The sequence below is a fragment of the Peribacillus loiseleuriae genome (genome assembly GCF_001183985.1).
Lineage (GTDB): Bacteria > Bacillota > Bacilli > Bacillales > DSM-1321 > Peribacillus > Peribacillus loiseleuriae.
Genome location: NZ_LFZW01000001.1, coordinates 1,541,086 through 1,554,245 on the forward strand (window position 1 = coordinate 1,541,086; position 13,160 = coordinate 1,554,245).

14 protein-coding genes are annotated in these 13,160 nt (G+C 36.1%); 12 read left to right on the forward strand and 2 right to left on the reverse strand.

Going from position 1 to position 13,160, the window contains the following annotated elements; all coding sequences use genetic code 11:
• Positions 1–978 carry a COX15/CtaA family protein gene (locus AC625_RS07090; protein WP_049680652.1) on the reverse strand — a complete coding sequence of 326 codons (978 nt, stop codon included), beginning with the start codon at positions 976–978 and terminating at the stop codon, positions 1–3.
• Positions 979–1,681: 703 nt separating this feature from the next.
• Between AC625_RS07090 and cyoE the strand changes: the two genes are divergently transcribed.
• From cyoE to AC625_RS07125, 7 genes are all read left to right on the forward strand, one after another.
• Positions 1,682–2,626: a heme o synthase gene (gene cyoE, locus AC625_RS07095; protein ID WP_049680653.1), complete on the forward strand. Its 945-nt coding sequence runs from the start codon at positions 1,682–1,684 to the stop codon at positions 2,624–2,626.
• 231 nt (positions 2,627–2,857) lie between these two features.
• Positions 2,858–3,949 (forward strand): cytochrome c oxidase subunit II, encoded by a 1,092-nt coding sequence (gene coxB / locus AC625_RS07100; RefSeq protein ID WP_049680654.1) that lies wholly within the window; start codon positions 2,858–2,860, stop codon positions 3,947–3,949.
• Between the two features lie 15 nt (positions 3,950–3,964).
• Positions 3,965–5,839 carry a cytochrome c oxidase subunit I gene (ctaD, locus tag AC625_RS07105; protein ID WP_049680655.1) on the forward strand — a complete coding sequence of 625 codons (1,875 nt, stop codon included), beginning with the start codon at positions 3,965–3,967 and terminating at the stop codon, positions 5,837–5,839.
• Entirely contained in the window at positions 5,839–6,465 is a 627-nt protein-coding gene (locus tag AC625_RS07110) for a cytochrome (ubi)quinol oxidase subunit III (RefSeq protein ID WP_049680656.1), read from the forward strand. Before ctaD ends, AC625_RS07110 begins: the two co-directional genes overlap by 1 nt.
• Positions 6,466–6,468: 3 nt before the next feature.
• Positions 6,469–6,804, forward strand: a complete 336-nt coding sequence (gene ctaF / locus AC625_RS07115; RefSeq protein WP_049680657.1) for a cytochrome c oxidase subunit IVB — start codon at positions 6,469–6,471, stop codon at positions 6,802–6,804.
• A 267-nt stretch (positions 6,805–7,071) separates the two neighbouring features.
• A complete protein-coding gene (ctaG, locus tag AC625_RS07120; RefSeq protein WP_049680658.1) occupies positions 7,072–7,974 on the forward strand; it encodes a cytochrome c oxidase assembly factor CtaG in 903 nt (300 codons plus the stop codon).
• Positions 7,975–8,314: 340 nt separating this feature from the next.
• Complete coding sequence (locus tag AC625_RS07125; RefSeq protein ID WP_049680659.1) at positions 8,315–8,776, forward strand: DUF420 domain-containing protein; 462 nt, start codon at positions 8,315–8,317, stop codon at positions 8,774–8,776.
• A gap of 148 nt (positions 8,777–8,924) precedes the next feature.
• Here AC625_RS07125 and AC625_RS07130 read toward each other — a convergent pair whose 3' ends face one another.
• Positions 8,925–9,287 carry a YugN family protein gene (locus AC625_RS07130; protein WP_049680660.1) on the reverse strand — a complete coding sequence of 121 codons (363 nt, stop codon included), beginning with the start codon at positions 9,285–9,287 and terminating at the stop codon, positions 8,925–8,927.
• 826 nt (positions 9,288–10,113) lie between these two features.
• Between AC625_RS07130 and AC625_RS07135 the strand changes: the two genes are divergently transcribed.
• From AC625_RS07135 to AC625_RS07155, 5 genes are all read left to right on the forward strand, one after another.
• On the forward strand, positions 10,114–10,983 hold the full coding sequence (locus AC625_RS07135) for a CAP domain-containing protein (protein WP_245644945.1): 870 nt from the start codon (positions 10,114–10,116) through the stop codon (positions 10,981–10,983).
• Between the two features lie 185 nt (positions 10,984–11,168).
• Positions 11,169–11,576, forward strand: a complete 408-nt coding sequence (gene ylbD, locus AC625_RS07140) for a spore coat protein YlbD (RefSeq protein WP_049680662.1) — start codon at positions 11,169–11,171, stop codon at positions 11,574–11,576.
• A 16-nt stretch (positions 11,577–11,592) separates the two neighbouring features.
• Positions 11,593–11,838 carry a YlbE-like family protein gene (locus AC625_RS07145; protein ID WP_425415436.1) on the forward strand — a complete coding sequence of 82 codons (246 nt, stop codon included), beginning with the start codon at positions 11,593–11,595 and terminating at the stop codon, positions 11,836–11,838.
• A 68-nt stretch (positions 11,839–11,906) separates the two neighbouring features.
• Entirely contained in the window at positions 11,907–12,290 is a 384-nt protein-coding gene (locus AC625_RS07150; protein ID WP_049680664.1) for a hypothetical protein, read from the forward strand.
• 104 nt (positions 12,291–12,394) lie between these two features.
• Positions 12,395–12,841, forward strand: a complete 447-nt coding sequence (locus AC625_RS07155) for a YlbF/YmcA family competence regulator (RefSeq protein WP_049680665.1) — start codon at positions 12,395–12,397, stop codon at positions 12,839–12,841.
• Positions 12,842–13,160 lie beyond the last annotated feature (319 nt).

Here is a 13,160-nt window from a genome sequence, read left to right on the forward strand (position 1 = left end):
TTAATGAATCGTGACTGAAGAACTTGATATATCTTCATCTTTACTTTTCATATGCATTGTTTGCATTAATGCCAATTCATTCTTTTTGCTTCTAGAGGTTAAAAGTAGTAAATAGCTGAGAACGCCAAAGAAACAAGCGATAAATAAGGCGTGAGAGAGTGCAATTATCAGATTTAGTCTTGAATAGATAATGAGAGCCCCTGCGGCTACTTGCAGAAAAACAAGAATTAATGCGTAAAGCCAACCCCAATAGAGCACTTTCTGCTGTCGATATCGTCTATATGCTAGAACCGTTATATAAAGGACCCAAATGAAAATGAGCCCAGCAGCTGCCCTATGTCCCATTTGAACCCATTCATACATATTAGAAGGAAGAACAAACCCATTATTTACACAAAGAGGCCAGTCTTTACATACAAGACTGGATTCTGTATGCCTTACTAATGCGCCAGTATAGACTACAAAAAAACAATAGGAGATTAAACCGACGATATGAAATTTCATTCGTTTGTCAACGATCAATTTATCTGCATCAAACTTCTTATCAACCTCAAAGATAAGTAATGTTAGCAAGAAAACAGCGGCAAAAGAAATTAATGAAATCCCAAAATGAGCAGCGAGTACAAAATCGGATTGTCCCCATTTAACAGCAGCTGCTCCGATTAATCCTTGAAGAAGAAGAAAGCAAAAAGAGAGAGCAGAAAGAAATTTAGTTTCTCTGATATCGCCAATCTTTCTCCAGCTCCAAATAGAAAGAATGAGAACCATGAGGCCAACAACACCGGATACTATTCTGTGAGCGAATTCAATTAATAGTTCTGGTGTAATTACTTTTGGAATGAGCTGGCCTTCACATAATGGCCAAGAACGCCCGCAACCCATACCAGAATCCGTTTTAGTTACGAGGGCACCACCTAATAAAATAAGTAACATTCCTAACGTTGTTAAAACAGCAAACCATTTTAAGCGCTTTTGCATGTACTCCACCTTCTTTAAATTTACAATTTCGACTATGTATGTATCTTAGCATATTTATATCAACTATGATGTCAATATTTCGACAATTAATGTAATTATATATGTTATCAGCAGTCTGTCGATGTTTAGTTATATAAAACAATTCCTTGTTAGTAGCCAATTTAAAAGGATATTACAATAAGATGCTATTATCATACAAAAGAATAGATGAAAGTGGGAAGGGAATTATAACGCCAATAAGATTATTACAACCCTTACAAATTTACCTAACTCAACCTGTGAAATAATAATTGAAATCTAATTATTTAGATTTTTCATATAGAAGGTTGAAAGTTTCTCAAGAGTCTGGTAGAAATAAAGAGTATGCATAAATTAATAATTTGTAATTACTTATTCCTTAGGTTGAGTAGAAAGGAAGATCTTTCCCGGAAGAGTCACAATTCCGTCAAAAAGAAAACGAAAAACACACACAAAATAGTTAAAAAGTATGCTTTAATATCTGAAAAAGGTATTTTCCTGCATTTTACTTTTATTGTATTCGAGCTTCCAATCGCTATACTTGGAAAGCTATCGAAGCTTTGGGTAACATTGCTTTTAATAATTTGGCGCTTCCATAGTTACAAATAATGAAAAGTATGGAATAATAGTAGGGAACCTAAATACTTGAATGTATTTGTCGAAATACTCTAAGGAGGAATGAATAATGTCTGATTCGAGAGTATTGACAGAAGCTGATATGAAACCAAACACTATATCTATTTCTGACAATGAAACAACACCATGGAAGGATTTCCTTGCTTTAATAAAAATAGGAATCGTAAATTCCAATTTGATAACAACCTTTACTGGTATATGGCTTGCACTGCATTTTACTGGCATGCCATTCTTAACGAATTTGGATAAGGTGTTCTTTGCATTGGCTGGCTCAGCTTTAATAATGGCTGGCTCATGCAGTTTTAATAATTATTATGATCGGGATATTGATCATTTGATGGAAAGAACGAAAAATCGGCCTACTGTTACCGGCAAGGCAAGTGCTTCAAAAGTTTTGATACTTAGCTTTATATTGATTGGCCTTGGGATCTTTATGCTAGCAATGACTAATATGACGACTGCAATCTTGGGTGGTATTGGAGTATTTACTTATGTCGTTTTGTATACAATGATTACCAAAAGAAGATTTGTATCAAATACAATAGTTGGTAGTATTTCCGGGGCAATGCCACCATTAATTGGGTGGGCAGCAGTTGATCCAGGATTGGGAATTATACCCTGGATGCTATTTTTAATTATGTTTTTATGGCAGCCGCCACATTTTTATGCACTCGCAATGAAAAGAGTGGAAGAATACCGCGCCGCTGGTGTCCCAATGCTTCCAGTTGTTAAAGGATTTAAAGCTACAAAAAGATCGATGGTCCTTTGGGTAGCATGGTTGATTCCGGTACCATTTTTCATGACAGCTCTTGGAACAACTTATGTCGTATTAGCAACAATCTTAAGTGTTGGATGGTTCGCATTGGGTATTTATGGATATAAAATGAAAGACGATTTAAAATGGGCCAAGCTAATGTTTGTCTATTCGTTAAATTACATGACTATTTTGTTTGTAGCAATGGTCATACTTACACTTATTAAAGTAGTCAACTAAAAGTATTTCTAAGAATGTCTCAAAGGGGCAATACCCTTATGAGGCATTCCTATAATACATAATCAAATGTTTGAACAAACAGAATTGTTATCATAACGTATCACTTTTATTTTTTTTATTCCTCCAAAAGGGAATTCTTTCTTTAATTAGAAATTTAAGATAGAAAGAAATTCAAAACTTGCACATTTAATAATTGTGAGAAATTTTTTACGAAAGAGGGGTTTCTTAAGCATGAAAACAAGGCTTCGAAAATGGCGTCTGATTTCTTTATTCGCGATAATGACGCTAATTCTAGCAGGCTGTGGTGAAGCAAAACTATCCGCGCTTAAACCAGCTGGAGAAGTAGCGCAAAAACAGTTTGACTTGATGGTATTAAGTACGCTGATCATGGTAGTGGTTATCATCGTGGTTGTCATTCTTTTTGTTATCGCTATCGTTCGGTTCCGTCGTAAAGATGGTGACGACAGTATTCCGAAACAAGTTGAAGGAAGCCACAAACTTGAAGTGATTTGGACAACGATCCCAATCCTGCTATTAATCATTATGGCGATTCCGGTCGTAACTTACACATTCGAGTTGGCTGACACGTCCGCTATGGAAGTGAAGGATAAGGACGGTAAAACAAAGGACGCTGTAGTTATTAACGTCCGGGCAAACCTGTACTGGTGGGAATTTGAATATCCCGATTATGGGATTTTCACAAGCCAGGATTTAGTTGTACCTACAGATGAAAAGGTTTACTTTAACCTTAAAGCTTCAGATGTTAAGCATTCATTTTGGGTACCTGCAGCCGGTGGAAAAATGGATACGAACGTAGATGGTGTTAACCAAATGTATCTAGTATTCGATAGTAAGAAGTCTAATGAAGCGCAAAATTTATTTTACGGGAAATGTGCAGAGCTTTGCGGACCTTCCCATGCTTTAATGGATTTTAAAGTCGTAACGAAGTCTAAAGATGATTTTAACTCTTGGGTAACGAGTATGCAGACCGTTGCCAAAGAACCAAAAGTTGCTGAAGGTGAATTAGCAAAACAAGGGCAAGAAATCTTTAATAAAAGCTGTATTGGATGCCATGCTGTTTCAACAAGTGGCAATGGTGCTGGAATGGGGCCTAACCTTTCAAACTTTGGAGAACGTGAACGTATTGCTGGTTTTCTGGATCATACTGAAGAAAATTTGAAGAAGTGGATTAAAAATCCAGATGATTACAAACCAGGTAACACAATGGCTGGTAAGTATGGAAAATTGACAGATGAGCAGATTGATGCACTTGCTGAATATTTACTTAATCTTAAAGTTGAAGGTAGTAAACATATTGATTGAAATGGAGGTTAAATCGTGAGTACGTACGCTAAGAAACAAGGATTTGGCGCGACATTATGGGATTTTATGACAACTGTCGACCATAAAAAAATCGCCATTCTTTATTTAATATCCGGCGGACTATTCTTTATTCTCGGCGGCTTGGAAGCAATGTTTATAAGAATCCAGCTTGCAGTTCCCGATAATAACTTTATGAGTGCCGGAACTTTCAACGAAATGATAACGATGCATGGTACTACCATGATTTTTTTGGCAGCGATGCCTATACTGTTGGGAATAATGAATGCTGTTATGCCGCTTCAAATTGGAGCGCGTGATGTTGCGTTTCCATTTCTAAACTCTTTAGGTTTTTGGCTATTTTTCTTCGGTGGAGTTGTCCTGAACCTTTCATGGTTCATGGGCGGCGCACCTGATGCGGGATGGACATCATATGCATCATTATCCATTCATTCACAAGGACATGGAGTAGACTTCTATGTATTAGGCCTTCAAATATCAGGATTTGGTACGCTTATTGCAGGAATTAACTTTCTTGTTACGATTATTAATATGCGAACCCCGGGTATGACCTATATGAGAATGCCTATGTTTACTTGGACAACATTTGTTGTTTCTGCACTAATACTTTTTGCATTTCCTCCGTTAACGGTAGGATTAACTTTAATGCTTTTTGATAGAATGTTTGGCGCGAATTTCTTTGATGCTGCTGCAGGCGGTAATACAATTATCTGGGAGCATTTATTCTGGATTTTCGGACATCCTGAGGTGTATATCTTAATTTTACCTGCGTTTGGTATTTTCTCTGAAATTTTAGCAACATTCTCAAGGAAAAGACTATTCGGATATTCATCCATGGTATTTGCAACTGTTTTAATTGGTTTCTTAGGATTCATGGTATGGGCTCACCATATGTTTACAGTTGGCTTGGGTCCGATAGCGAATGCGATTTTTGCAGTTGCGACGATGGCAATTGCTGTACCAACAGGTATCAAGATCTTTAACTGGATTTTTACCATGTGGGGCGGAAGTGTCAGATTTACGGTTCCGATGCTATATGCTGTATCATTTATCCCGTCGTTTACGATGGGGGGAGTAACTGGAATCATGCTTGCTGCTGCACCTGCAGATTATCAATATCATGATAGTTACTTCGTTGTAGCTCACTTCCACTATGTTATCGTTGGTGGAGTTGTCCTTGGTATTCTAGCTGGTATTACGTACTATTGGCCAAAAATATTTGGAACGATGTTAAATGAAACTTTAGGAAAGTTTACTTTCTGGTTTTTCTTAATTGGCTTCCATTTAACTTTCTTTATCCAACATTTCCTAGGTTTATGGGGAATGCCACGCCGTGTATTTACGTATCTTCCAGGGCAAGGTTGGGAGACATCTAACTTAGTAAGTACAGCAGGAGCAATATTTATGGCAGTGGGTGTCATAATTTTGTTAATCAATATTATTATTACTTCTGTGAAAAACGTAAGAGTTGGCAACGATCCATGGGAAGATGGACGTACGTTGGAGTGGTCTATACCTTCACCTCCGCCATTTTACAACTTTAAGCAGTTGCCACTTGCTCGCGGCTTAGATGCTTATTGGATTGAAAAAATGGAAGGTAAAAAGGAAATGACACCTGCTGAACCGCTCGGTGACATTCACATGCCAAATGGATCGATAATACCTATATGTATTACTATAGGTTTGTTCGTTGCATCATTTGGAGCATTGTACAATATGGATGCAGATAAGACTTGGACAGTACCAGTTATTATTATTGGTTTATTGATTACATTCGGTTCAATGCTGATTCGTTCGATAAAAGATGACCATGGGTTCCACATTCATAAAGAAGACTTGATGGACGATAAAGATAAGGAGGTAAAGGCATAATGCACGTAGAAGAAAAATTTACAGATGCTACATGGCCTGCGGCTCCTGAAACAGCAACGCTAGAAGGAAAAAATAAATATCTAGGATTTTGGTTGTTCCTTGGTGGAGAGACTGTTCTTTTCGCTTCGCTTTTTGCAACCTATCTTGCTTTAAAAGATAAGGTACCAGATTCAGGAATGCTACTTGCTAAGGATTTATATGAAATCCCGCTAACATTTGCAATGACAATGATCTTATTAACAAGTTCATTAACAAGTGTTTATGCAATGTATCACATGAAAAATAACAGTTTCCAGAAAATGCAGGCTTGGCTTCTTATTACGGTTTTGCTTGGCTTTAGTTTCCTAGCATTAGAAGTTTATGAATTTAAACATTATGTTCATTTAGGTCATACATTTACTAGTAGCGCATATGGTTCAGCTTTCTATACGCTTGTAGGATTTCATGGCGCGCATGTTACGTTTGGTCTAATGTGGTTTTTATCACTTATGTTGCGAAATGCAAAACGTGGTTTAAGCTTATATAATGCACCTAAATTCTTTGTTGCAAGTTTATACTGGCACTTTATTGACGTAGTTTGGGTTTTCATCTTTACAGTCGTTTATTTAATGGGAATGGTGGGATAACTGATGGCAAATCAACAATCTAATTCAGCGAACCCGAATTTAAATTTAGAATATCGACGCAAACAAAATGCAGAAGAAATGAAGCATCAAGTCATTACATTTTCAATGATGATTTTCTTTACGCTTATCGCCTTTGCAATGGTGGCGATGGAAACAATTTCTCGATGGTTTATAATTCCAGTCATTCTTCTTCTTGCTGTAATTCAGGTCATTTTTCAGCTTTATTATTTTATGCATATGAAGCATAAGGGGCATGAAACGATTGCGTTATTTATTTATTCTGGATTGACAGTAGGGTTAATCACTGTCCTTGTCTTTCTTACAATCGTTTGGCTTTAATCTTGGAGAAAGAGCAGGCACTTCAAACTGCTTGGTTCAAAAAAACTAACTAATCAATTTGGATTATAATGTTACAGTTGAGTCGGTGCTTTAGGGCCGGCTCTTTCTTTTCCTATCTATTATTTAATAACAGTGTTTTGGTTCATATGAGGACTGGGATATAAATGAACGGATCGTTGAAAGAAGCCAATCTAAATGGAATTACTGGTCTCTGTTATAGAAAAAGAGGTATAATAGGGGTAATAAGTGTGAAATAGAGGTGTTAATATGTCTATCGATATTTTTGGTTTTCGTGCATTATGGAGTCCATATTTCTTAGTTTCTTTGATTCTGGTCCTTGTCGGTTATGTTTTACTCGTATCTAAATTTCGCCATAAGTTTATTCATAATGAACCTGTAGGAATAAAGCAGCAAGCACTTTTCATTACAGCGATTGTGCTATTGTACGTTATTAAGGGATCTCCTTTGGATTTACTGGGACATATCATGTTCAGTGCACATATGACTCAAATGGCTTTTTTGTATTTAGTTGTACCGCCTTTGCTAATAATGGGAATCCCTGAATGGCTTTGGCGTTCGATCCTCCATATACCATTAATAAAAGGAATGTTTAATGTCTTTACGAAACCACTTTTTGCATTAATTACTTTTAACGCTTTATTTTCTTTTTATCATATACCTTTAGTTTTCGACTTTGTGAAAACCGATATGTTGTTACATGCAGGCTATACAACACTGCTGTTTATTTCAGCAATATTTATGTGGTTTCCACTAGTCAATCAATTGCCTGAACGGGCTAGTCTTTCTGGTGTTAAGAAAATTGCCTATGTATTTGGAAGTGGAATCTTAATGACGCCTGCTTGTGCACTAATTATTTTTGCAACTGATCCGTTGTATTCAACTTATTCAGATGCATCTGCTTGGTTAGTGGCAATGGAATTATGTGTTCCAGCTTCTGCACTGTCTGGCTTAACTTTAAGTGGCCCTGAAATGTTTAATGGACTTCCAATCATGGATGATCAACAGCTCGGTGGCGTTCTTATGAAGATTATTCAAGAAATTGTACTTGGCGTTACACTAGGCTATATTTTCTTCGCATGGTACCGTAAGGAAAACGGATCAAATGATGAAATAGACCCTGTACCGTCCCAAATACAAACTGTTAAATAGAACTTTACATATAAATTTTAACAATAAATTAGAAGAATTTATTGAGGGTGTCTCATAAGGGTCTGACCTCGTACTCTAAATCAGTATGTAGTGTTCTTACACTAATCTTGTACTGTATTTAGTTGTTGCGGGGTCTGCCTTTTGCTATCTTTTTGTATCGTACATTAGCTTGTGAGGGACGCTGAAGATCATAATTTAAGGAAAAAATAAAGCAAGTTGCATTCATTTAATCTTTAAAAGTGAGCATTCTGTTAAGAATATACGAACTTGTTGAATTTTAGAATGATGTCTTATAAAATGAATAAGATGAATATAAATAGAGAGGGCGTTAAAGCAGATTATGTCTTTACCAATTCTTCCGACGATTAGTACGTTTTTTATTGTATTAAGTTCAATAACCGTGGCAATCGGTTGGTATTTAATTAAGAAACGTAATTTTAAAGCTCACGAGTATACCATGATAGCTGCGGGTATATTTGCTATCATTTTCTTTACCATTTATGCATCAAGAACTGTTTTCTTGGGGAATACGTCCTTTGGTGGCCCAGATGATATTAAAATCTATTATACCGTTTTTCTGGTTATTCATATTACCCTTGCGACGTTAGGAGCAATACTTGGTATCACGATGTTTAATTTAGCTTTTAAAAAGAAATTTGCTATTCATCGTAAGATAGGTCCATTTACAAGTGTTATTTGGTTCTTTACTGGAATAACGGGACTAGCAGTGTATCTTCTATTATATGTTTTTTACCCAGGTGGAGACACTACATCGCTTATTAAAGCTATTCTTGGCACTTAGATCGAAAAGATTTAATAAATTCTAAACAAGAGAATGTCCCAAAAACTATGGTTCAGGCCCCACGACTACAATATACAGTTTAAGTTAAGTGTATATTGTAGTCGTGGGGCCAAGGCTCATTTGGGGCATCCTCTTCTTTTGATATTTCTTACAACCCGTTGAATTCGTCTAGTTCTTTTTTTATCTCTGCTAATACGCTCTCACATTGTTTAACTAGTGTCGATGGGAAATGTTCATCTTCACCATATTCTAGACCGTGAGGATAGTAATGCTTGCCTAATAGTGGAACTAGTAACTTAATAACTGCTTTATGGGCCCCTACATCACCTTCAACCGCATACCCTTGTACACGAAGATAAAAAACTCCATCCTTCAGTTCGAATTTACGATCGTAACTGACACGTTCGTAATCCCATTGCTCGGCTCTAACTAAGCCATAGTCAGACATTAGACTATCAAGGCGGTTTAAATCTCCAGTCATGTTTTCAAATCCAAATTGTTCGAATCTCACAAAAAAACCCCCTATTCATACAATTTAATATGTAGTAAATAAAATCAATCAGGAGAAATAAAATAATGGTACATGTTATACACCTTAAAGGTTTGTATAGACCAATTTCCCTCATATTTTATAATAGTATGAATTTATACAAGTTGCAATCGCTATCTTTCCGTTTATTGGTATCATTCACAGAAACTCCATAAATATTAACGTTTATTTAACATTTATTCTAATGATATCAGCAGTCCAATTTCTATAATAAGTGTAATAATCATGGTATAATTAGGGTTAGACATGAAGAAGTAAATTAGTATCATGTTATTTGTTCTCAAATTATAGCTATTAGTAAACGAGTACTAATTATTTTGAAGTGCTATATAGGTTATGAAATCCATTTATGGGATGTAGGATCATGCAAGAATACCTGCAGATACGCCTTTTAAAATATAGACTATGTTCAACTAATCATCAGAAAAGGAATACATAATACGTAATATCTTAAATTAGGCATCCATTTGTTTGTTGGAGGCTCTAAAAGATACCGTGTTAGGAAGGCATTTGGGAACTTGGTGGTTCATTCGTAGTTCAAGGCGCTTTTACTTTACTTAAAAAGATCAAGATAAAGAGAGGGGAGTGTCTTCTGAAGACGTTCGCTAGAATTATTTTTTTCGTTATTGTATTTTTTATTTTAGGAATTTATTTTAATATTGATCGGAATACTGGGCAGGATGAAGTTCTTGATGGATCAAAAGAGGCCAATCCAGGGGGGCAGACGAATCTTGAAAAAAGTAAAGCCCCTGCACTTGAAAATGGCTTAATCAAGCCTACAAGCGGATTGGCGTTAACGATAGGGAAGAATCAAGATGAAGTCTTAAAAATTTTTGGTGAACCAGATAGAATAGATTTATCAGCTTATGGGTATGATTGGTGGATTTATAATAAAAAGCAAGATACTTATTTTCAGTTGGCAATGGACAAAGGGAAAGTAATATCAGCTTATGGATTAGGTGATTTAACAGATGTTTCACCGTTTTATATTGGACAACCGATTGACGAAATATATTCAAGTTTGTTTTTTGAGACATCTGTTGATATAGATACGGATTCAGGTTCCTATCGTTTTGAGTTGTCAGAAGAAGATATGAATATAAGGCCGTTAATTATGATAGGCGATATTTATATACAGCTCTATTTAGATAAATTTACAGGGACCGTGTCAAGTGTGCGATATTTAAATGCTGAAACATTGATCAAGCAAAGACCGTATGAGATAACATATAGAGGCGAACTAGTGAGCGAATCTGAATTTTCCGAGGAAGACTGGTTAAAGGTAGAAAATGGAAGTGAACGACAAATTTTTGATTTCACTAATATTATTCGAGGCCGATTTGGTTTGGATCCGTTAAGCTGGGATGAACCTACCTCAGAGGTAGCTTTTCTTCATAGTTCTGATATGTATCAAGCTGAATATTTTTCGCATACATCACCAACTGCAGGGGAGCTTGCAGAGCGATTGAAGACAGGAAAGGTCATGTATACAATCGCAGGTGAGAATATAGCAGCCAAATATGTAGATGCTATTGAAGCAATGGAAGGATGGTTGAATAGTAAAGGTCACCGAGATACCATGCTAAATAAAGAATTTACTCATTTAGGAGTCGGAGTTTATCAAAAATATTACACTCAAAATTTTATCAGAAAATAATGATTAAGCGAGGAATAAAGTTTTTTTAAAAACTTTATTCCTCGCTTTTTTTGAGTCTCTTAGATCATATTGTATCTGTTCTCCATATTATATGAACCCTAAATTGTTTTGTATAAATAGGTACATATTTTTTCGTTCAGCATAATCTGAAAATAGGCTAATGCTTTATTGTGAGGTGAGGAAGAATGGTTAAGAGAAAACGCCCATCAGTTGATAAATTTAAGGAATTCGTACGAACTCATCCTGGATTGACCAATCAAGTAAAGGTGGGAAAATATTCTTGGCAGCAGCTGTTTGAAGAGTGGTATTTATTAGGTGGTTCTCACGAGAAATGGATACCATATATAGAAGAGAAAAAAGATCAAAAAGTGGAAGAAACAAAATCAACGGATACAGGGGATATGGTTAGTACACTTGTAAATACATTTAAAAACATGGATGTTGCACAAATTCAACAATATATTTCAAATGCCAATCAAGCTTTGGGGGCCATCCAAGGCATTCTCACTTCCTTTCAAGGAGATAAGTCTGTAAAAGAAGAGCCGAAAAAAATAGAAACACGTCAAAATCCATTTGTGTTTAAAAAAGACTGATAGATAGGGAGGAATCTTGATGCGCCAAGACATTTATGAGGTAATTAAAGAAAATGAAGATTTACTGAAATTGTTAAGGATGCAGCCATATTGGCATCGTAAATTAATGAGAAATCCACAGTTACTTGAGAAATTAAATACAGATGCAGTCTTTTTCTTTAAGAAATCGATTCCGGACCGAGTGTCGAAGTTTTCTGATGGGGTGCAATTTGCTTCGATGATGATGAATATGTTTCAAGCAATGAAAACACCCTCATCTTAAGTTATATGTAAAAAAGGGGATAAATCTCTCTCTGTTGCAGAAGCTAAAAGCAAAGGGAGGACTATTTCATGCGATATTTTGTAGTTATTTTACTCGTTGGAAGTTTGATTACAGCTTGTAGCAATAAGATTCCAGAGCCGGAAAATGTGGCAAATGCTGCAACGAAGAACGAAATCAGCGATCCTTTCAATGTAAATTATTTCGTTAAGGGAAATTCGGTATTCGTGGAGTGCTATATAAAGGATTATTCTTTTTCTAATCAAAATCAAAAGCATCAGACGACTGTTTATGTATACATGGACGATAAGAAAGTAAAAGCAGTAAATACAGCTGCCTTTATTGTAAAAGATGTACCAGTTGGACCCCATCAGATAAGGCTTGTCATTCATAATAACGGAAAGAAGGTTGATCTTATTAAACAATTTAAGGTACATATAAGTTCAACAATCTGAGTGAAATGAAATTGAACAATGGAATTATATTGAAAAAACTAAGAAAAGAAGGTCGCTTCTAGATAGTATACATGGTAAAATAGTTGTGGAGGTGAGCGAATCTAATGCTTGCTACTATGGAAAGAGTCAGTATTTTACAAAAAGCAGAAGCCTTGGCTGAAATGGTTATTGAATCGAAAATTGGCCAAGAGTATTTTGAGCTTTTATATAATTTGCGCCATGATCAAGGGGCCCAAGATAAGATAAAGAAGTTTACATCATTAAAAGACCTGTTTGAAGAAGTACAACGCTTTGGGAAGTATCATCCAGACTATAAGCGGGTGAACTTAGAAATTCGTCAGGTCAAGCGGGAAATGGACATCCATCCATCTATTGCTGCCTTCAAAAGAGCAGAAACAGAATTACAGGCTGTATTGGATGAAATCAGTCATAGGATAGGACATGCTGTGTCTCCATTTATTAAAGTACCTGCAGGAAGTCCGTTTTTCGAATCAGGTTCAAGTTGCGGTGGCAGTTGTGGTACGGGTGGTAGCTGTGGATGCTCGGCATAAAGTGAAACTTCCATCAGTGTTTTATTTTCAATCCCCACTGATGGCTAGTCCCGTTCGAGTGTCGCTAAATCGCAAGCTAGCGCTTCGATAAAGCGACACTATGAACCCGATTGGTTCAACTAAACCTCTTCTGCTTACGTATCGGCAAGTTTTACTATATCTCACCAATCAGGGATTTACAGCCTGTTAAACCGGGATAAAAGAAAAAGGTCTGGATGCCCCCAGACCTTTTTTATTGAATTTAAAATTAAACGAAATTAGTTGTGGCAATCTTATCAAATCATATTTCATTAAACTCCATGGCGCTATTGAAAGATAG